The following is a 20891-nucleotide window of genomic DNA, read 5'->3' on the forward strand; positions in this document are numbered from 1 at the left end:
GCGAGACCCGCCGAACGTGCAGGAGTCGGGGTCAGGGGGTGCGCAGGGATTCGGCCTGCTTGCGGATGCCCGCGGTCATGCCGGTGAAGCCGCGTTGGAGGTTCTTCCCGAGTGCCGCGCTCACCACCGGCTGCAACCAGCCCGCGAGTTCGAAGTGGGATTCGTAGCGGGTGCGGTTGTCCTCCAGTGCGGTGACGGTGTGGGAGCGCAGGCTGTGCAAGGCGCCGAGCGGTACCGGTTTCATGGAGTAGCTGAGCTCGTGGCCCGGAGTGTTGGAGCGGATCCACTCGCGCTGGCGTCGTGGCTTCGCGCCGGATACCTGCACGAGCATGTCGATCGGTTCGCCGGGAACCAGGGTGCTGCGACATTCGGGTACGAAGGGATTCCACTCGCCGTAGCGGGCGAGGTCGGTGATCACCTCCCATACCAACTCGACGGGAGCGTCGATGTCGACGGAGGCGTCGATGACAAAGGCCATGGGAGCAAACTAGAACATGTTTCAGCTGTGGGCAAGGAGTGGGTGTCAGCAGCTGCCGAGGGCGGTGCCCTGATCGGTGCCGTAGCGATGCCCGTGACCGGGCGGTGCGTTCAATGCGGCGAGCAGGTCGGCGCTGGTCTGTAGGAAGCTCACTATCGGGAGCCATTGCGGCACAGGGGCATCCATACGAACACCGGTGAGATCGGGTGCGCGCCACAGCAGCGATGGGGACCAGTGGACCACCGGGTCGGAGCTATTGGCCAGCACCGTCGCTCCGGTCCGGTGCACCTGGCCCGCCGGTGGACCCGCCCAGAGCGCGGCGCAGGTGCGACGGTCCTGGTCGGCGTCGTCGGTGAAGATCGAGCTGCCGCCGATCGCGCCGAGGCTTTGGCCGTAGACGTAGAGCTCGGGTTTGTGATCCAGCGTGCGGACGCGGTTCTCGACGGCGGTGAACAGCGTTCGCGCGTAGGCCGTGGCTTCGTCGCGGCCGAACAGGAAGGTCGCCCAGCTCGGCGCGTAGGAGTACTGCATGCCGACCAGGGCGACGTCGCCACCGAAGCGCTGGTAGAAACCCGAGACCGCGTTCGCGTCGATCCAACCCGACCCGGTCGGTACCGCGACGACGATATTGGACCGATCGAAGCCGCCCGAGCGTTCCAGCTCCCGAATCGCGAGGGCCACCCTGGTCTCACGGTCGGGCGCGGAATCGAGGCCGACATAGACGCGGACAGGACCGGCGGGTGACCCACTGACGAACTTGCGCCCCTCCGCCCCCAACGACGGCCAGCTGACCGCCGAGTCGGTACTTCCGGACCGCAGCAACGAAACCGGTTGCACCAGAGCGGGATCGATCGTCGCATTGGCGGTGGCGTAGGCAGTGCGCCGCCAGTCCACCACGGCGGGAACGCCGACGAGGTACAGCACGGCCGTCGCGACCGTCGCGACGGCGATGCTGCGCGACCACCCCAGCGTGCGTGCGACCCATCCGACAGTCCGCGCGGTCACGGCACAGACTCCGACAATCAGTGCGGCCCCGATCGCCCAGCGCAACCAATAATCCGCTCCGATGGGCAACGTATCCATCGCCGCGCGCAGCCGGTTCTGCCAGTGACCCGCCAGCACGGCCGCACCGACGACCGCGACCGACATCAGCCCGAGCAGGGGCAGCCGAAAGCGTGCCAATGGTCGATTGATGTCGAAATTCCAGCGAGCGGACAAGAACCGGACCAGGCCGGCGAGGCCGAGCATGAGAGCGACGAACAGCCCGGTCACCGCCGCCTGTGCTGCCGGCGTGCGTGGCAGCAGCCCGGGTGTCAGCGACATCAGCGCGCCGGTTCCGATGGCGAGTGTCGTGCCGATCCGTGGCCGCAGGGTGTGGTGCAGCCTTTCGGTGGCGGTCGCCTTCCAGAGAGTGACTCGAGTGTGTGGCATCGGCTCGACCGCAGGGGCATCCGTTGCGGAGACCGAGGTGTGTCTGGTCATGCTTCGACCTGATTCATCGATCCGCCGAGAACCGGTGTCACGGGCCCGCGCGCACCGCGAATGGTTCGGCTCGGACGGCGGAAGTTCGGCGTGACTCCGACGAGTGCGGCCCCCGCGGCGGCGAGGCCGAGAACACCGCCGCCGATGAGCACCGCGAGCCACCCGCTAAAGGTGCGAGGGGATTGCGAATCTGCTGAGCTCCACAGTGATTCGGCGACCGGTGCGCTGAAGCCCTGTCGCCGGGAATTGATATCGACGAACGTGTAGGCGATCGTGGCCATCGCCTTGCATCGAGCGCGGGAGAAGGAATCGGTGCGGACATCGCAGGCCTCGTGCATGTGCTGGCCGAGGGTGTTGTCGAGAGCCTGCCTGGCCCACGGGCCGAGCGGTTCACCGTGTGAATCGGCGTAGCGCAGCAGGTCGTAGCCGAGATCGTGGGCCTTGCAGGCGGTTTCGAACTCATCGGGCAGGGTGACCGGCGACGAGCAATCGCCGCCCGGATCGGCGAGCAGACCGTCGACGAGGCTCGGCCGGTAGCCGAAGCGTGCGGCGAAATCGTCGGGAATGTCAGGGGTGGTGTCGGATCCGCCCGCGGTCAGTATCGACACCGCCGCACCCGCCGAGACGTTCTCCACCGGAGGCCGATCGATTACGGCATGCGTGACGGGTGCGAGGACAACGGTGGCCGCCATGGTGGTCAACGCCGCGGCCGTCAATGCCGCGGCCCGCCGATAGCCCGCGTGACGTGCGGATCGGGGGCGCACATCGGTGGCCTTGGTGCCGGCCTGCCGTGCGGTGGTCGGTGTGCTCATGACGATCACATTAGGAATCGGGTGCGCCCGCGCACCTCACGCCGGGGTGCGCTCACCGGCCCGTGCCGCCGGGGGAGCGGGCTCGGCGCCTCACCCTCGGGTATCGGTTGCGAATTCACCCGTGGGTATGAGGACCGCGACGTCTCGGGTTCCTACTGTCGTAGCTATGAAGCAGAAAACCCGTGCCCGGATCAAGCTGATGAACGCTCGGATGTGGTTCGACGCGTTCACGGTGCTGGTCGCGATCGTCTTCTACGCGGTGGCGTGGCCGACTCTGCACGTCACACACGCGGTGCCGATGGCGGTGCAGCCGTTCATCGCCGCGCTCGCCGCGTTCCCGATTCTGCTGATTCGCATCAACCCGGCACTCGGCTGGGCGATATCCGCGGGATCCGCGCTGATCATCGCGCTGGCGATCCCGAATCAACCCGGTAATGACATCCCGATCCAGGTCGTGCACACCCTGGTCCTGTTCGCGTTGCTCTTCGGGGTGGCGTTGCAGGCGGCGGTCCCGATCATCGCCGTCGCATGGGCGGCGACCTCGCTGCTGCTCGCCACCACCATGGCGGGAGGTGGCGACCTCGCGAACTCGGTCTGGGGCTGGCCGATCGCACTTGCCGCGGTGGTGCTGCTCGCGTTGATGCTGCGCTGGTTGGTGCAGTCGCGCCAGCAGTTGATGCGCAAGGAGGAGGAGAACGAGCTGGAGCGCGCCAAGCGCACCATCTTGGAGGAGAAGGCGCGCATTGCCCGTGACCTGCACGATGTGGTCGCCCACCATATGTCGCTCGTGGTGGTGCAGGCGCAGACCGCGCCCTACCGGGTGGAAGGTGTGACACCGGCGGCCCGTGCGGAATTCGAATCCATCGGCGCGACCGCCCGCGAGGCGTTGAACGAAATCCGCGGCATGCTCGGAGTGCTGCGCAGCGACGGCGAGCTGCCCGAGCACGCGCCGCAGCCGAAGGCAGCGGATGTGCTCGGTCTGTTCGAGGGCGCGCGTAGGGCGGGCGTGCGGATCGACTGGACGATCGACGGCCCGTTGGATGCCGTGCCGGACACCACCGGTCTCACGCTGTACCGGATCGTGCAGGAGTCGCTGTCGAACGCGTCGAGGCATGCCCCTGGCGCCCCGATTCAGGTGGCGATCATCTGTGGCATCGATGTGCACCTGAGCCTGAGCAACGGGCCGGGGGCGGTGTCTGCCAAGCAGGGTGACCACGGCGGTCACGGTATCGCGGGGATGCGGGCACGTGCGCTGGCTGCGGGCGGCGAGGTCACTACGGGCGCGCGCCCCGACGGCGGTTTCGAAGTGCGGGCCCGACTGCCCCTCGTCCTGCCCCTCGATCCGAACATCGTGCTCGGTGATACGGTCGCCGACCGCTGATCGTCGCGGGGACCGTGGGTGGTTTGTGGCGCGCAGCACTAATCAGGCGTACCTCCGGCTTCGCTCCGGCCATGCGCGGATTGCGGACGGGCTACGCCCCACAGCACCAATTAGGGTGGGTGGGTGGCAATAACGGTATTGATCGCCGACGATCAGGCGATGGTGCGTCAAGGCTTCGGCGCGCTGCTCGCTGCTCAATCCGATATCAGCGTGGTCGGTGACGCGCCGAACGGGAAAGTCGCTGTCGCCGAGGCCAAGCGGTTGCGGCCGGACGTGGTGCTGATGGATGTCCGGATGCCGGAAATGAACGGCTTGGATGCCGCCCGCGCCATCCTGGCCGCCGGATTCGATCCGCCGGTGCGGGTGCTGATGCTCACCACGTTCGACATCGACGACTACGTCTACGAGGCGCTGAGCATCGGCGCGAGCGGATTCCTGCTCAAGGACGCGCCCGCCGAGGAATTGGTGCGCGCGGTCCGTGTTGTCGCCGACGGCCAAGCACTCTTGGCGCCGACCGTGACCAGGCGGCTCATCGCCGACGTCACCCGCCGCCGCACCGCGACCCGCGCCAAGCCGACCCCTGCGCTCGGTTCGCTGACCCCGCGCGAGCGGGAGGTGCTCGAGTTGATCGCCAAAGGGATGTCGAACACCGAGATCGCGGAATCTCTGTTCGTCGCCGAACAAACCGTGAAAACCCATGTCTCCAAGGTCTTCTCGAAGCTCGATCTGCGAGACAGGGCCCAGGCTGTCGTGCTCGCCTACGAATCGGGCCTCGTCATCCCCGGCTGACCTATTCGGCGCGGATCAGTGCGGGCACTTACCGCCGCGCAACTCGTCGAGGTGGTGCGAGATCAGCAAGGCCATCCGATCGAGCAGGACGGTGGCATCCTCGAACACGCCCGAGTCTGCTTGTGCGGCAAGGGCGATCGCGACGTTGCCGGACTTGGTCGGCACCACGCCGAACTGACGGACCAGGTAGACGCCGGTGTCGTCGTCCGGACCCCAGCCGCCCTTGAATTCGGCCCCCGGAATGGCGCCGAGGCCCCAGCGTTGGTCCGGGGTGATCTGTTCCATCAGTTCGGTCACGGCGGCGGATTGCGCCAGACACGGCAGCCGCGATGCGAACCTGGCCTGATTGGCCAATGTCCATTCGGTTCCGCCGAACGAGGTGTAGTCCAGTCGGGTTCGGGGTCCTGCCACGCCGGTCACGGCGTCGCCCGCCTCGTCGATAACATCCTGAACGGCCCTGGCCGCCTCCAAGCCGTCGCCGAGCGACTGCCAGAGTGCCTCGGCCGCATCGTTGTCCGACCAGGTGATCGCGGCCTCGGCGTCATCTGCCGAGCCCACGGGGTCGCGGCGCATCGCGGCGATCGCGAGCGGAACCTTGATGGTGGACCAGGCGATGCCACTGGTCCAGTCGCCGTAGACGGTCAATCGGCCGCCACCGACCGGCATGATCGCCATCCCGACCTGACCAGGCAGATTGGGTTGCAGCTGGGTGAAGTCGGCGGCGAGCGAATCCGGCATCGAGACCGACCATCCAGAATGCCACGACCCCGCGGTGGCGACGGTGATCGTCGGAGTGGCCTTGGGCGCGTCCTTGTCCGACAACAGTGCGCAGGAGGTCAGCGTGAGTAGCGTGACGAGCGCAGCGCAGCGCAAGGCCGCCCCGTATGCAGGAACCGTTCTCAAACCCTCACCACCGTGCTCTCCCCACCACCACAACATCTGCCCATTGCTCATCGGCGGTGCAAAACTTACCTGTACTACCGAAGTACCCGTTCGGCCGGTGACCGAACAGCGGAGACCATCGCCGAGCCGAGAGACGGTGACGCGATGGTGACGTCCTGGTGAATAGTTTTGCTGATTTCGGCGGAGAATTCGAAACGTGGTGGCCACGGGGCTACCGACTAGGCTAACGAGGCTGCTATCACCTCGAAGGGGGTCGTGTTGCTGAACAGCGGTGAGGTGTTTGCCGGGTTCACCATCGAGCGTCTGCTCGGGCAGGGCGGTATGGGGTCGGTGTACCTGGCGCGCCATCCTCGCCTTGCCAGACAGACCGCGTTGAAACTGCTCAATCGCGAGCTGTTCACCGATGCCGAGTTGCGTGCGCGCTTCGCGCGCGAGGCCGATCTGGCCGCGCACCTGGATCACCCGAATATCGTCGCCGTATACGACCGCGGCTCCGAGGACGACCAGCTGTGGATCTCCATGCAGTACATCGACGGTATCGACGCGGCGACAGTGCATCCGCAGACGTTGCCGCCGGAGCGTGCGGTGCAGATCATCGAAGGTGTCGCGGACGCGCTGGATTACGCGCACGGCATGGGTGTGCTGCACCGGGATGTGAAGCCGGCGAACATCATGTTGGCGCGTTCGGTCGGCGGGCAGGGGGAGCGGGTGTTCCTCACCGATTTCGGGATAGCCCGGCTGCGTGAGGATTCCACACACCTGACCCAGGTCGGCATGTTCACCGCGACCCTCGCCTACGCCTCACCCGAACAGATGACCGGCGCGCACCTCGACAATCGCTCCGACCAATATTCGCTGGCCTGCGCGCTGTACTGGCTGCTGACCGGCATGGCCCCCTTCGATTCGCCCGACCCGAACAACATCATCCGAGGTCACCTGCAATACGCCGCGGCACCACTCGGCACGAAACGGCAGGGTCTGAATCCGGCCCTCGAAGGCGTACTCACCATCGCGATGGCCAAGCGCCCCGAACACCGCTTCGCCACCTGCACCGAGTTCGCCGCGGCGGCCCGCCATGCGCTGACCGCGCCGCCGTCGACCACCGTGCGGGTCAATCCAGCGTTCCCGGTGCCTGCCGGATATCCAGGACCGGGCCCCGCACTCGGTGCACCCATGGCGCAGCCTGCCGCCCCGATGCAGCCCGCTGTCCTGATGCAGCCTGCGCCCCAGCATCCCGGTACGGCAACACCTACCTATCCACCGCCGAATGGACCGAATTATGGTGGCTCGCAGCCATTGCCGGTTCCGACGAAACGATCTTCCGCCGCCATCGGCTTGATCGTGCTCGGTGTGGTGATCGTGGTTGTCGCGGTCGTCGCCTTCATGGGAGTGATGGCATTCGACTCGGGGCCGGACGAGGATTCCGCGGCATCGCCGGTGCCGGCGACGACGGTGCCGCCGCCGCCGCCGACGGCAGCAGCAGCAGCGTCGGATCCGTTGGCGCAGAGTCGCCGTGCTTTCCCGAACCTGGTGCCGCAGGGCGCGGGCCCGTTCGGTGACGCCGAATTCCAGGATGCCGAGTGCATGGCTCGCAAGCCCGCGGAAGGGGTGCGGCTCAAAGATGAACTGCTGCAATCCAGTCGCTGGCTGTTGGCGTGGGAGTGCACCCGCGATATCTCCGACAGCAACCACATGAACTACATGATTCTCGGTTACGAATCCTCGGCTGCCGCGCAGTCGGTCGTTGCCGCGCTACCGGCGAACATCGCGACCCCGGTGCGCAAGAGCGGCGCGGTGCAGACCGTGCACCAGTGGTTTGTGCCGGACCCACCCGGCCCGATGGCGGAGTTCTATCACACGGCGAGAATGGTGGTCAGCTTCGAATCCGACCCTGTGCGCTCGAATTACCTTCTGTACGTGAGCAATCACGGCACCTCTGGTGCCCCGCAGACCGCGCCGCCCTCGGCGCAGGACGCGGTGGCGAATTGGTGGGCCGCGGCACCGCTGTAGCAATGCCTGTAGTGAATCAGTCGACGGCCAGCGCCTCCACAATCGGCATCCGCGCCGCGCGCAGCGCGGGAGGAATGGAGCCGAGCAGCGCGAGGAACAGCGCGGCGGCACCGTAGACGAGCAGGATCAGGCTCGGGGCGTACACGATGTCGATGGTCATCGCATGGCCCATCGCGATGGTGGCCAGATACTGGACCGCCGCCCCGATGACGAGACCTATTGCCGCACCGATCAACCCGATGCCCGCGGCTTCGGCGAGCACCGAGCGCAGCAGGAACTTGCGGCTGGTGCCGATGGCACGCAGCACGCCGAGCTCCCGACGCCGTTCGAGCACCGAGAGCATCAGCGTGTTCAGCAGCGCCACCGTCGCGACAAGCACCACGATCCAGAGGATGGCGGTGCTCATCGCCGCGCCCTGCCGCACGCTCGACGAGATCGCGGTGACCGCGGCCGTGCCGGTGTCGACGTGCATACCGGCAGGCACCACCTGCCGGATCGTGGCCTGCACCGCGCTGTGGTCCGCGCCCGGTTGCATGGTGACCGCCAGGATCGTCTCGCCAGGTCGTTGGTACCACTGGCGCATCTGCCCGAGGTCCATCATGACCACACCCGCGATCGCGGAGAAATACGGAATCACCTGCAGCACAGTGACAATGTGATCTCCGGACGGGGTGGGCAACGTGACCCGAGCGCCCTCGTCCACCCCGAGCGATCGGGCGACATCGCGCGAGATCACCACCCCCTCGCCCGCGCCCATGCGCGCGACGACGTCGTGATGCACCACACCGGTCACAGCACCGTCGACCTCGGTGGGATAGCCCTGCAACAGCACCCGCCCGCTGCCGAGGGTGGCGAACGCCATCTGCGCCGGACTTACCTCGGAGACGCCGGGAACCGCGGCGATCTTGTCCCGAAGGTCGCTCGGCAGCAGCGGCCCGGTGGGGAATTGCTCCATGGCGCTCGGACTTACGTAGAGGTCGGTGGTGCCGAGGTCCTCGAAGGTCGCGGCAGCCGAATCGACCATATTGCGCGACGCTCCACCCATGGCCACCGTCGCGGCCACCCCGATCATCACCGTCATGGTGGTCGCCCACACCCGCCGCGGCGCGCGTTCCAGCGTGGTCGCCCCCAAGGCGCCCGGCGCGCCGAACAGGCGGGCCACCGCCGCCGCAACGCGAACGATCGGACCCGTCGCCGCGAAGCACAGCGCAACGCCCGCGATGAAGGCAGTAGAAATGGAGGCCAGGCAATAGCGGCCGAGATCGGCCTCGGCGATGCCGATTGCCGTGCAGGCAAGCCCGAGTCCGACCACGACGGCAACCCAGCGCAGCACCGGATCAGCGGTGTCGGTCCGCGCCACCCCGACCGGGACGAGTGCCTCGATCGGCTCGACCTTGTATACCTGGCGCGCCGCGATGGCCGCGGCGGCGACGCTGGCGAACACGCACGCGGCGATCGCGACGGGAATCGCGTATCCGGGCACCATGTACTCGGTACGCGCTTCCACCGATTGCACGATCGCGGCGGGCAGCCGGTCGATTGCGCTGCGGCCCATGAAGACACCGAACACCGCCCCGACCGCGCCGCCGAGCACACCGAGCAGCGCCGCCTCGGCGAGCAGATCACGGACCATGGGCGCGCGTTTACCGCCGATGGCGCGCAGGAGCGACAGCACCGGCCTGCGTTGCGCGACCGCCATGCTCATCGCGTTGTAGATCAGGAACGCCGAGACGATCAACGCCGCGGCCGAGGACATCAGTGTCGAATACCGCACGAGCTGGATCGCGCCGCCCGCCTGGGCCGTGCGCAGACTCGGTTCGGCGACAACGGCGCGTCCGTCGACGACCTTCGTCAGCGCATCGCGCAGCGTCCCGATATCGGTGTCATGCGCCGCGATGATCTGGATGGAATCCAGGCGCCCGGTCCGGCCGGTCACTTTCTGCGCCACACCGAGCGAGGTGGCGACGATATGACCGCTGTTGAGCTGCTTGGACGACTCGTCGTCGAGAATGCCTGCGACGGTGACCGTTCCGGACCCGAGCGTGAACCGTTCACCCTCCGAGCGGCCCATCGCGGCGCCGACGAGGACACCATCGGGCACGCTCAGCAGCTTGCCCGCCTGCACACCCATCGGACCTGCCAGCTCGCTGCCGAGCGCGGCGATGCCGGCGTCCGCCCCGATCAACAGCGCTCGGTCGGAGCCGCTGCCGATCTGGGCGCGCAACATCGGCACCGCCTTCTCGACGCCGGGCGTTGTGGTGATCCGTTGCTGTAGTTGCTGATCGAAGCCCGCGTCGGTGACACCGCTGATCTCCAGCGCGGCCTTGCCGCCGAGACTGCGGGTGAGCCGATCCACCGAGCCGGTGACCGAGCCCGAGATACTGAACACCGCGACGAGCAGAGCCGCCGAAACGCCCATCACCGCCAGGGACATGAGGGTCCGGCCGCGATGGGCGAGCAGTTCACCGATATTGAACAGCCGCAGCCGATCCCACGCCGCGCCGATCACGCCCGCACTCGCTGCGCGAGGTCGACCTTGTCGTTGGAGCCGATCTGACCGTCGCGCAACGTGACTACCCGATCGCAGTACTCGATCGCACCCATATCGTGGGTCACCATCACCACCGAGTTGCCACTGCCCGCGATATCTCCGAGCAGCTCGAGGATGGCGGCACCGGTCTTCGAATCCAGGTTGCCGGTGGGCTCGTCGGCCAAGATCAACGGCGGGTCCATGATCAGCGCGCGAGCCACCGCGACCCGCTGCATCTGCCCGCCCGACAATTCGGCGGGCCGGTGCTCGGCACGGTCGCCGAGTCCGACCCTGTCGAGCAACTCCAGCGCACGCGGTTTGGCCTTACGTAACCCTGTGCCGTCCAGCAACTTCGGTATCGCGACGTTCTCCCAGGCCGTCAAAGTGGGAAGCAGATTGAAGAACTGGAAGATGAAACCGACACGGTGGCGGCGGAATTCGGACTGTCGTTCCTCGTCCAGGGAGCCGATCTCCTCGCCCTGGAAGCGGATCGATCCGGAATCGGGGCGGTCGAGCGCACCGAGTAGATGCAGCAGTGTGCTCTTGCCCGAGCCGGAAGGTCCTATGATCGAGGTGAATTCGCCCGTCTCGATGCGCAGGCTGACCCCGTCGAGTGCGCGCACGGTCTGCTCGCCCACTCGGTACTGTTTGGTGATATCCGATAGTTCCAGCATGGCGTGATCCGACATGGCTGTCCCCCACCTTCTTTCGTCCAACTATCGAGCCATTGCCTCGGACGCCGCGTGGCTGCGCCGATACTGCGCATCGAGCACCGCACGTAGCGCGGGTTGTTCCGCGGCGAGCTCGAGATACACATCGACGGCGGAGTTTCCCTCCACTAGAGCCTGCTCCATTTTCGCGGCGAAATGTAGGTTCCACCGATAACGCAGTGCGAGCAACAGGCCATCCTGGCCGCCGAAGAGCCGTTCCAGCCCCGGGATCCCCGAGAACAGGTCCGGACTATCCGGATCGACGGCCGCACGGGTGAGCACGGTGTGCACAATGTCGGTTCGGGCGTGCTGATCTTTCCAGGACATGGCATTCGCCTTCCGTTATGTGGTCGTCTCCGGCCGCGGATGACGCCGCGCGGAGAGGATGCGGCCTACGCTACGGCCGCCGAAATGCGCTGTCTTCGTGCCAGGGACCCGAATCGATCTCCGCCTCCGGTAGGAGGAGCGGACCGCTCACGGGACGATGACCAGGGGCGATCGGACGGTTAGCCTTACAGGATGGATGTGACCCACGCCATGATCTCGCCGGGGAGCGCCGGACCGGCGATTCCGTTCCGTGAGACCGGGACCATTCGGTCACGCACCCTCGCGTTCATGCGTCACCCCATCGCGGTGGTCAGGCAGAACCTCGAAGAACTCCCGTTCGACTACCCGCCCAACGTGATCCTCAGCGCCGACGTGGCGCTTTTCATGGTCGGCGCCGCGGCGACGATACAGCGGCACAGCTACTTCCCGACAGTGCTCCCGGTGCTCGCCATGCTCCTGATGTTCATGGCCGCGCCGCTGTTCTGCATATTCGGCACGCGGCCGTGGCCTGCCATAGTCGGGGCCTCCGCGATGGTGGGGACGGCGTTGTTCCTGATCCAGCCGGTGTCTGGGGATTTCGCGCCGTTCGTTCTCATCGTGAGTATCGGCGAGGTCGCGGCCATCGCTCCGAGACGGGCCAGTGTGGTCTTCGGTGTTGTCGCGATATTGGAACTGTGCGCCTTCGATATGGCAGGGCATCTGCACTGGAGTTCGACGGATGTACGCCTCGAGGGTCTGCCGATGTACATCCTCGGGATCGCGCTCGGCTGGCTGGTCGGGGTGATGATGCAGTACCAGCGCCGGTTCCTTTACCAGGAGCGCGAGTTCCAGGAGATCCGGTCAGCGCGGGCGGCCGACGAGGAGCGCCGCCGCATCGCCCGCGAGGTGCACGACGTGATCGCACACTCGCTGAGCATCACGCTGCTGCATCTCACCGCGGCACGGCACGCGCTCCAGACCGATCGCGACGTCGACGACGCGGTGGACGCGCTCGTGGACGCTGAGCGACTCGGCAGGCAGGCCATGGCCGACATCCGGCGCATCATCGGACTGCTCGACGCGGGGCCATCGAAACAGGCTCCGGAACCGGGCCTCGAGGATATCGGCGATCTGGTCGGTGATTTCCTGCGCGCGGGCCTCGATGTCCGCTACACCGCCGCGCCCGATCTCGGCGCCGTATCCGCCGCGGTCGGGCTCGCGCTGTACCGGATCGGGCAGGAATCGCTCGCCAATGTCGTCAAGCATGCGCCGGGTGGGTCCGCGACCGTCCGGCTGATGGTGGATCCGGCCACGGTGACCCTCGTCGTGAACAACACGCTGCCAACGGGATTACCACAGAATCGAGGACATGGAATGGGTTTGTCCGGGATGGGTCAGCGCGCCGAATTGCTCGGCGGGCGGATCACCGCGGGTCCCTTCGACGATGGCTGGTCGGTGCGCGCACAGTTCCCGCTCGCCGGCCGGACAGGGCCGTGGTGTTCGCTGATCGGCCCCGCCGCGGCGCGGGAGGGCGCGTGAGCGGCGAGGTCGCCGTTCTGGTTGTCGACGATCAGGAACTCGTCCGCGGCGGGCTGCGGCGCATCCTGCGCAGGCGGGACGGTTTCGTCGTCACGGAATGCGCGGACGGGGACGAGGTGCCCGCCGCTCTCACGACCGGCAGACCCGACGTCGTTCTCATGGACCTGCGGATGAAACGCATCGGCGGTATCGACGCCACCAGGATGCTGCGCGCCAAGGACGGCGCGCCGCCGGTGCTCGTGCTCACCACCTTCGACGACGACCAGTTGCTGTCGGGCGCGCTGCGCGCGGGGGCCGCCGGTTTCATCCTCAAGGATTCACCCGCCGAGGATCTGATCCGCGCGGTGCGGACAGTGGCAGGGGGCGGGGCCTGGCTGGATCCCGCGGTCACCGGCCGCGTGCTCGCCGCCTACCGCACCGTGCGACCTGTGCGCACCAAGGATTCGCCCCTGGTCGAGCTGACCGCGCGCGAGTACGAGGTGCTCGAACTGATCGGCCGCGGCCGTGTCAATACCGAAATCGCGCGTGAACTCGGCATCTCGGAAGTCACCGTGAAAAGCCATGTCGGACACATATTCGGCAAGCTCGAGCTGCGCGACCGGGCCGCCGCGATCGTGTTTGCGTTTGACCACGGGGTGGTGTCACCAGGAGAATCCACTGTCTGACGGGCAGGCCCCGGTCGCGGACCATCGTGATCGGCGGCGCGTGACCTCGGCCCGGGATGTGGAGGAATGACGGGGTGGACGGACCTGGTCGTAGGGTCGGCAGTCGATTCGGGCCGTATGAACTACGCTCGCTGCTCGGCAAAGGCGGCATGGGCGAGGTCTATGAGGCCTACGACACGGTGAAGGACCGCGTGGTTGCGGTGAAGCTGCTGTCGGAGGAACTTGCCCAGGACCCGGGCTACCAGGTGCGTTTTCGGCGCGAATCACAGGCCGCCGCTCGGCTGGCAGAACCGCACATCATCCCCATCCACGACTGGGGCGTTATCGATGGCACGCTGTTCATCGACATGCGCCTGGTGCCGGGCCTCGACCTGCGCTCGCTGCTGCGCCACGAAGGCACGTTGAGCGCCGAACGCGCGATCGGGATCATCGAGCAGATCGCCGCGGGCCTGGATGCCGCGCACGCCGACGGCCTCGTACACCGCGACGTCAAGCCCGCCAACATTCTGGTCACCGAAGCGGATTTCGCCTATCTGGTCGACTTCGGCATCGCCCACACCGAGGGCGACAGTGCGATGACCCAGGTCGGGATGGCGATCGGTTCCTACACCTATATGGCACCCGAGCGGTTCGACGTCGGCGATGTGACCGGCCGTGCCGATATCTACTCGCTGGCCTGCGTGCTGCACGAGTGTCTCACCGGATCGACGCCCTTCCCGGCGGCGAGCATGAGCGTGCTGATCCGCTCGCATCTTTCCCAGCCGCCGCCGCGACCGAGCGTGCAACGGCCGGGGATTCCGGCCGCCATGGACGCGGTGATCGCCCGCGGTATGGCCAAAGATCCCGACGACCGGTATCCCACGGCGATGGATCTGGCGCGATCCGCCAAGGCCACCTTGGGGACCCCGCCCACCCCGGCCACCCCGACCTTCGTGGTCCGTGCGCCGGATCCCGCCACCTTCGGACAGTCCGATCCCTCTGCGATGCAACGGCATTCGGCATTCATTCCGCCGGAGACGACCGGTGAGCTGGTCATCCACCCGACCGGGCCGACCGTGGTGACGCAGACCGACCTCCAGTTCACGCCGCTGCCGCCGCAACGGCCCGCGGCAACGCCGTTCGGGCCGCCCGCGCCGTATGAGTCGACGCCGGTTCGGTCGTTTCCGGACGCGCACCTGTACCGGGAAGGCCGGCAGCATTCGGGCGGCCAGCAATATCCCGATGCGCAAGACCCTGGCGGGGAGCAGTTTTCGGAACCGCAGAGATACTCGGAACCGCGCGGGTTTTCGGAACCGGAGGGTTTTTCAGAGCCGCAGCAGTACTCGGAGCCGCGGGGATACTCGGAACCACGGCTGTACCGGGGACCGCAGCAGTACGCGGACCAGGCGCCCGAAACGCAACGCTACGAAGCGCCGCCGCGTCCAGAACCGCCGTTCTATCCTGAGCCGCAGCCTTTTTCGGATCCACAGCAGTTCTCCGGCGCGCCGTCGAACTCACCGTTCCAGCCGTCACCCCAACCTCAGCACGCCGCAGGCCGTGATTTCCGGGCATCCGAATATTCGGCCGCGACCGATTATCAAGCGCGCGAGGACTATTCGTCGCCAAGCGGCTATGACGATGACAATGAGGACTACTACGGGCCGGATTCGGCCACGGACCCTTACTATCCGCCGCCGCGTCGGCAATCGGTCGTGATGCCGATCGTGATCGGTGTGCTGGTCGTCGCCCTGCTCTCCGTCGCGGGCGTGGTCGGCTGGAAGCTGCTCGGTTCCAGTAGTTCCGAGACCTCTGCCACCGGCGTCGAGTCAGGGGCACTTGTGACAGCGTCGGCCCGCCCCAACGCGACGCCGACCACCACGACAGCCCCTGTGACAACATCCGCGTCCGCATCGTCCACGCCCGTCGCACTGCCGGAGAGCGCACGGCCGTGCTCGGCAGGCGGACCTGGTCAGGGCACGTTCACGCACGCGGCCGCAGGCAGCCAGGTGACCAGTTGCGAGTTCGCCGAAGCGGTCCGTGAGGCATACGCCGAATCCGCCGCCACCAATGTCTCGCGCGCACCACGCTCAGTGGTGGCGACCAGCCCGGTCACCGGCCGGGTTTACACGATGAATTGCGCCGCTGACGGCCAACTGGTCACGTGCAGCGGCGGTGAGAACGCGGTGGTGTATGTCTACTGATAGATCCCGGCGATTCCGAAAGGGTTTCGGCGCCGCGGCGCTGGCTGCGCTGCTGCCGCTGACCGCATGCGCGGGCTCCGACGCGGACTCGGCGTCGCCGCCACCGTCGAGCATCACTCAGGCCGCGGCGCATACCGACCAGCAGCATCTATCGTTGACCATCCCCGGCACGCTGGCCGCGGGCTTCGCCGAATGGCAGGCCGGTATGCGCGGTCGTGCCGGGATGGCGGTCATGCCGGTCGGCGGCGACAAGATGGTCACCTTCGGCGACTGGACCACCGGTCCGGCCTGGTCGACCATGAAGATTCCGCTGACGGTCGCCGCATTGCGCCGCGGCACCGTCAACACCACCTATGCCGCCACGGCGGCGATCACCCAATCGGACAACGCCGCCGCCGACACACTGTGGCAGTCCCTCGGCTCCAGCCAGGAGGCGGCCAAAGCGGTCGAGGCGGTACTGCGTGAGGGTGGCGACACCAAAACCACCGTGCCGTCCGCGAAGCCAAGGGCCGATGTTTCGGCGTTCGGTCAGGCGGATTGGGCGCTGACCGAACAGGTTCGGTTCGCCTCGCGGCTGCCGTGCCTGTCGCAGACGGGGAATGTGATCTCACTGATGGAGCAGATCACGCCCAATCAACGCTGGGGCCTCGGCGCGTTCACCGGCGCCGAATTCAAGGGCGGCTGGGGACCCGACGCCTCCGGCCAATACCTGGTGCGGCAATTCGGGTTGGTGCCGACAGCGGGCGGGCAGATCGCCATCGCATTTGCGGTGCAACCCGATTCGGGTGCGTTCTCCGACGGTATGACGGCACTGGACAAGCTGGCGACCCTCGTTTCCCAGCACCTCGATGAACTCTCCGGCGGCGCTTGTTCCTGACTCGACCGCATGCCCGTTACGCACGGTTCACGGGGGCGAGGCCCCACGGTCCCGCGATGCGGGGCAAGATATTCGCCATGCGCATCGGAGTCTTGACCGGAGGCGGAGACTGCCCCGGACTGAACGCGGTCATCCGCGCCGTCGTTCGTACCGCGAACGGCCGCTACGGGGACGCGATCATCGGCTTCCAGGACGGCTGGCGCGGTCTATTGGAAGACCGCAAGATCCCGATCCTCAACGACGACCGCACCGACCGGCTGCTCACCAAGGGCGGCACCATGCTCGGCACCGCTCGCACGAACCCGGACACGTTGCGTGCCGGACTCGGCCAGATCAAGCGGACCCTCGACGACAACGGCATCGAAGCGCTCATTCCGATCGGCGGTGAAGGCACGCTGACCGCCGCGAGCTGGCTCTCCGACGAGGGGGTCCCCGTGGTCGGGGTTCCGAAGACCATCGACAACGACATCGACTGCACCGACGTCACATTCGGCCACGACACCGCGTTGTCCATAGCCACCGAAGCCATCGATCGGCTGCATACCACCGCGGAATCGCATCAGCGCGTGATGCTCGTCGAGGTAATGGGACGCCACGCGGGCTGGATCGCCATTCACGCGGGTATGGCCGCGGGCGCGCACCTGACCCTGGTTCCCGAGGTGCCGTTCGACGTCGACGAGGTGTGCACCATGATCAAGCGCCGCTTCCAGCGTGGCGACAAGCACTTCATCTGCGTCGTCGCCGAGGGCGCGCACCCCGCGCCGGACTCCGGATTCGCCTTGCGCGAGGGCGGCATCGACGAATTCGGCCACGAGCGCTTCACCGGCGTCGCCCAGCAACTCGGCGTCGAAATCGAACGCCGCATCGGCAAAGAAGTTCGCACCACCGTCCTCGGCCACGTCCAGCGCGGCGGCAGCCCCACCCCCTACGACCGCGTCCTGGCCACCCGCTTCGGCCTACACGCCGCAGAAGCCGTGCACGCGGGTCACTTCGGCCAAATGGTCGCCCTGCGCGGTACCGCGATCGATCTGGTCCCGCTCTCGGAAGCCACCAAGCAGTTGAAGCGGGTCCCGGAAGACCGCTACCGCGAAGCGGAGGCATTCTTCGGCTGAGTAATGCCGATTGCGCATGACGGCCCGATGATTCATCCGATGAATGTTGCGGCATGGGTATTCTGGTCACCATGCGCAGTGGTCGAGTGATCGCGTTCGTTCTGTTCGTTGTTGCCGCTGTGGTGGCCGGGTGTTCGTCGGGGTCCGATTCGAACCCGCCCAACCCGGTGACCGGTGAATGGAAGGGCGCGATCGAGACCCCAGGACGGCCGATCGATATCGGGGTGACCTTCGCCGATGACGACACCGCGACCATCGACATCCCGGTGCAGAATGTGCACGCGGCGCCGTTGAAGGACGTGAAGACCGACCGCGACGCGGTGGACTTCGCCATCGCCGATATTCCCGGGGACCCGAAGTTCCACGGTAGGTACGACTCCGACGCGGTCAAGATCACCGGCGACTTCGTCCAGGGTGGGCAGAGCTTCCCGCTCGCGCTGGAGCGTGGCACCGTCGCGCAGCCCACGCGTCCACAGGAGCCGAAGCCGCCATTCCCGTACCGCTCCGAGGACATCACCTACCGCAGTGGTGACATCACCATCGCAGGCACGCTCACCCAGCCGCAGGGCGATGGGCCGTTCCCCGCGGTGCTGCTGATCACCGGCAGCGGGCCGCAGGATCGTGACGAGACCCTGCTCGGTCACAAGCCTTTCCTGCTCGTCGCCGACACGCTCACCCGCGCCGGCTACGCGGTGCTGCGCACCGATGATCGAGGTATCGGCGGCACCGGTGGCGACCTCGACGCGGCGAACTACACCGACCTGTCGGGCGACGTCGCGGCGGGCGTGAGCTTCCTGCGTGGCCGTCCCGGCATCGACGCGGCCCGCGTCGGACTGTTCGGCCACAGCGAGGGCGGCTACCTCGCACCGCTGGTCGCTTCGCGCCCCGATAGCGGCGTCGCGTTCGTCATCGCGATGGCAGGCCCCTCGGTGGTCGGTGCCGACGTCGTGAACGAGCAGACCGAACTGATCGGCGCGGCCGATGGCACGCCACCCGACACAGTGGCCGCCCAGGTCCGCGACACCACCGCGCTGACCAACCTGCTGCGCGTCGGTGACATCGAGGGCGCCAAGAAACTGGCCCGCGAACAGAACGCCGCACTCCCAGAGGGCATGCGCGTCAAGGAATCCGACGTCGACGCCCAGATCACCCCGTATTTCGCGGCCCTGGTCGCCTACGACCCAGCCCCCGCGCTCAAGGCACTGCGCATGCCGGTCCTCGCCTTCTACGGCGGCAAAGACCTCCAGGTCCCCCCGGCCCAGAACGAACAACCGATGCGCGAGAACCTCGCCGCCGACCCCGACGCGACGGTGCTCACCTTCCCCGGCCTCAACCACCTCATGCAGCCCACCGAGACCGGCAAGCCGAGCGAATACAGCGAAATCGAGACAACGATGTCGCCCGAGGTGCTGACCTACTTCACTGGTTGGCTGACCCAGCGGTTCCCGCCGAAGTAGTGCCTACCGGCGGCCACGAGGACACCCAGCGGTGATCGGAGTGGCTGCCGATAGAGGTCGGCAGCGGCCGTCGGATCGGCCGCAGGAACCCTCGGAATCCTCCGGCGAGTGGGTGAATAGACTTGTCGCCATGAGCGCACCCTCCGACGACCTGATGGACTATGCCGATGTCATCGCCCGGTTCGAGCCGGTGCTGGGCATGGAGGTTCACGTCGAGCTGAATACCGCGACCAAGATGTTCTGCGGTTGCCCCACCGAGTTCGGCGCGGAACCGAACACTCAGGTGTGCCCGGTGTGCCTCGGTCTGCCCGGCTCGCTGCCGGTGGTGAACGAGAAGGCCATCGAGTCGGCGATCAGGATCGGGCTTGCGCTGAACTGTTCGATCACCCCGTGGGGCCGGTTCGCGCGGAAGAACTACTTCTACCCCGACCAGCCCAAGAACTACCAGATCAGCCAGTACGACGAGCCGATCGCCACGGAGGGCCACCTGGACGTGGTGCTCGACGACGGCAGCGTCTTCCGCGTCGAGATCGAGCGCGCGCACATGGAAGAGGACACGGGCAAGTCGTTGCACGTCGGTGGTGCGACCGGCCGCATCCACGGCGCGAGTCACTCACTGCTGGACTACAACCGGGCCGGTGTGCCGCTGATCGAGATCGTCACCAAGCCGATCACCGGCTCGGGGGAGCGGGCGCCGGAGGTGGCGCGCGCGTACGTCACCGCCCTGCGCCAGGTGCTCCAGTCGCTCGAGATCTCCGACGTCAAGATGGAACAGGGCTCGCTGCGCTGCGATGCCAACGTTTCGCTGATGGATATCGGCGCGAAGGAATTCGGCACCCGCACCGAGACCAAGAACGTGAACTCCCTCAAGAGTGTCGAGATCGCCGTCCGCTTCGAAATGCGGCGCCAGGCCGCGCGCTTGGTCGCGGGCAAGACCATCGTGCAGGAGACCCGCCACTTCCATGAGGCCGACGGCAGCACCTCGCAGGGCCGGGTGAAGGAAACCGCGGAGGACTACCGCTACTTCCCCGAGCCGGACCTGGAACCCGTCGCGCCCGACGCGGACTGGGTCGAGCGGCTGCGCACCACCATTCCCGAGTATCCGTGGTTGCGTCGCGGCAGGATCCAGGCCGACTGGGAGCTGTCCGACGAGGTGATGCGCGACCTCGTCAACGCGGGCGCGCTCGACCTCATCATCGCCACCGTCGACGCGGGCGCCCCCGTCAACGAAGCCCGGTCCTGGTGGGTCGCCTACCTCACCGAAAAGGCCAAGGAGCGCGAGGTTTCGCTGGAGGACCTGCCGATCACACCGGCCCAGGTCGCCGAGGTGATCAAGCTCGTCGAGTCGAAGACGGTGAATAACAAGGTCGCCAAGCAGGTCGTCGACTTCGTGCTCGCCGGTGCGGGCAGCCCCGCCGAGATCGTCGAGGCCAAGGGGCTCGGCATGGTCAGCGACGACAGCGCGTTGCAGACCGAGATCGAAAAGGCGCTCGCCGCCAACCCCGACATCGCGGATCGGATCCGTTCCGGCAAGGTCCAGGCCGCGGGCAAGATCGTCGGCGATGTCATGAAGGCGACGCGTGGGCAGGCCGACGCAGCACGGGTGCGTGAACTGGTTCTCGCCGCCTGCGGCTGAGTTTTACACGGTCACAACCGAATC

General features: G+C 67.0%; 17 protein-coding genes. 10 read left to right on the forward strand and 7 right to left on the reverse strand.

What is annotated here, in order from left to right; translation table 11 throughout:
- Window positions 1-31: 31 nt before the first annotated feature.
- The 3 genes from ACLMAJ_RS16225 to ACLMAJ_RS16235 are packed head-to-tail and all read right to left on the reverse strand — an operon-like array spanning window position 32 to window position 2772.
- Window positions 32-478: an SRPBCC family protein gene (locus ACLMAJ_RS16225; RefSeq protein ID WP_412014529.1), complete on the reverse strand. Its 447-nt coding sequence runs from the start codon at window positions 476-478 to the stop codon at window positions 32-34.
- 45 nt (window positions 479-523) lie between these two features.
- The gene (locus ACLMAJ_RS16230) at window positions 524-1960 is read right to left on the reverse strand and encodes an alpha/beta-hydrolase family protein (RefSeq protein WP_412014530.1); all 1437 of its coding nucleotides are present in this window, start codon (window positions 1958-1960) and stop codon (window positions 524-526) included.
- Window positions 1957-2772, reverse strand: a complete 816-nt coding sequence (locus tag ACLMAJ_RS16235) for a hypothetical protein (RefSeq protein ID WP_412014531.1) — start codon at window positions 2770-2772, stop codon at window positions 1957-1959. The genes ACLMAJ_RS16230 and ACLMAJ_RS16235 overlap by 4 nt, the downstream gene beginning before the upstream one ends.
- A 166-nt stretch (window positions 2773-2938) precedes the next feature.
- Here ACLMAJ_RS16235 and ACLMAJ_RS16240 point away from each other — a divergent pair, with 166 nt between their 5' ends.
- Both ACLMAJ_RS16240 and ACLMAJ_RS16245 read left to right on the forward strand, forming a co-directional pair.
- Complete coding sequence (locus ACLMAJ_RS16240; RefSeq protein ID WP_412014532.1) at window positions 2939-4153, forward strand: sensor histidine kinase; 1215 nt, start codon at window positions 2939-2941, stop codon at window positions 4151-4153.
- Window positions 4154-4276: 123 nt separating this feature from the next.
- Window positions 4277-4942 (forward strand): response regulator, encoded by a 666-nt coding sequence (locus tag ACLMAJ_RS16245; RefSeq protein ID WP_412014533.1) that lies wholly within the window; start codon window positions 4277-4279, stop codon window positions 4940-4942.
- A gap of 15 nt (window positions 4943-4957) precedes the next feature.
- Here ACLMAJ_RS16245 and ACLMAJ_RS16250 read toward each other — a convergent pair whose 3' ends face one another.
- Window positions 4958-5845, reverse strand: coding sequence for a serine hydrolase (locus ACLMAJ_RS16250; protein ID WP_412014534.1), 888 nt, complete (start codon window positions 5843-5845; stop codon window positions 4958-4960).
- A 255-nt stretch (window positions 5846-6100) separates the two neighbouring features.
- Here ACLMAJ_RS16250 and ACLMAJ_RS16255 point away from each other — a divergent pair, with 255 nt between their 5' ends.
- On the forward strand, window positions 6101-7855 hold the full coding sequence (locus ACLMAJ_RS16255; RefSeq protein WP_412014535.1) for a serine/threonine-protein kinase: 1755 nt from the start codon (window positions 6101-6103) through the stop codon (window positions 7853-7855).
- Window positions 7856-7871: 16 nt separating this feature from the next.
- Here the strand turns inward: ACLMAJ_RS16255 and ACLMAJ_RS16260 are convergent, their stop codons facing one another.
- Genes ACLMAJ_RS16260 through ACLMAJ_RS16270 form a run of 3 tightly spaced genes read right to left on the reverse strand, consistent with a single transcriptional unit; the run spans window position 7872 to window position 11422 of the window.
- On the reverse strand, window positions 7872-10364 hold the full coding sequence (locus ACLMAJ_RS16260; RefSeq protein WP_412014536.1) for an ABC transporter permease: 2493 nt from the start codon (window positions 10362-10364) through the stop codon (window positions 7872-7874).
- Complete coding sequence (locus ACLMAJ_RS16265; RefSeq protein ID WP_412014537.1) at window positions 10361-11074, reverse strand: ABC transporter ATP-binding protein; 714 nt, start codon at window positions 11072-11074, stop codon at window positions 10361-10363. The genes ACLMAJ_RS16260 and ACLMAJ_RS16265 overlap by 4 nt, the downstream gene beginning before the upstream one ends.
- Before the next feature lie 27 nt (window positions 11075-11101).
- Window positions 11102-11422, reverse strand: coding sequence for a hypothetical protein (locus tag ACLMAJ_RS16270; RefSeq protein ID WP_412014538.1), 321 nt, complete (start codon window positions 11420-11422; stop codon window positions 11102-11104).
- A 192-nt stretch (window positions 11423-11614) separates the two neighbouring features.
- Between ACLMAJ_RS16270 and ACLMAJ_RS16275 the strand changes: the two genes are divergently transcribed.
- From ACLMAJ_RS16275 to gatB, 7 genes are all read left to right on the forward strand, one after another.
- The gene (locus tag ACLMAJ_RS16275; protein ID WP_412014539.1) at window positions 11615-12940 is read left to right on the forward strand and encodes a sensor histidine kinase; all 1326 of its coding nucleotides are present in this window, start codon (window positions 11615-11617) and stop codon (window positions 12938-12940) included.
- Window positions 12937-13605 carry a response regulator gene (locus ACLMAJ_RS16280; protein WP_412014540.1) on the forward strand — a complete coding sequence of 223 codons (669 nt, stop codon included), beginning with the start codon at window positions 12937-12939 and terminating at the stop codon, window positions 13603-13605. The genes ACLMAJ_RS16275 and ACLMAJ_RS16280 overlap by 4 nt, the downstream gene beginning before the upstream one ends.
- Before the next feature lie 74 nt (window positions 13606-13679).
- The gene (locus ACLMAJ_RS16285) at window positions 13680-15785 is read left to right on the forward strand and encodes a serine/threonine-protein kinase (RefSeq protein WP_412014541.1); all 2106 of its coding nucleotides are present in this window, start codon (window positions 13680-13682) and stop codon (window positions 15783-15785) included.
- Window positions 15775-16662, forward strand: a complete 888-nt coding sequence (locus ACLMAJ_RS16290) for a serine hydrolase (protein ID WP_412014542.1) — start codon at window positions 15775-15777, stop codon at window positions 16660-16662. Before ACLMAJ_RS16285 ends, ACLMAJ_RS16290 begins: the two co-directional genes overlap by 11 nt.
- A 77-nt stretch (window positions 16663-16739) precedes the next feature.
- A complete protein-coding gene (locus ACLMAJ_RS16295) occupies window positions 16740-17774 on the forward strand; it encodes an ATP-dependent 6-phosphofructokinase (protein WP_412014792.1) in 1035 nt (344 codons plus the stop codon).
- 53 nt (window positions 17775-17827) lie between these two features.
- Window positions 17828-19231 (forward strand): alpha/beta hydrolase family protein, encoded by a 1404-nt coding sequence (locus ACLMAJ_RS16300; protein ID WP_412014543.1) that lies wholly within the window; start codon window positions 17828-17830, stop codon window positions 19229-19231.
- Between the two features lie 130 nt (window positions 19232-19361).
- Window positions 19362-20867: an Asp-tRNA(Asn)/Glu-tRNA(Gln) amidotransferase subunit GatB gene (gene gatB / locus ACLMAJ_RS16305; protein ID WP_412014544.1), complete on the forward strand. Its 1506-nt coding sequence runs from the start codon at window positions 19362-19364 to the stop codon at window positions 20865-20867.
- The last annotated feature ends 24 nt before the right edge of the window (window positions 20868-20891 follow it).

Source organism: Nocardia arseniciresistens (assembly GCF_046764875.1).
Lineage (GTDB): Bacteria > Actinomycetota > Actinomycetes > Mycobacteriales > Mycobacteriaceae > Nocardia > Nocardia arseniciresistens.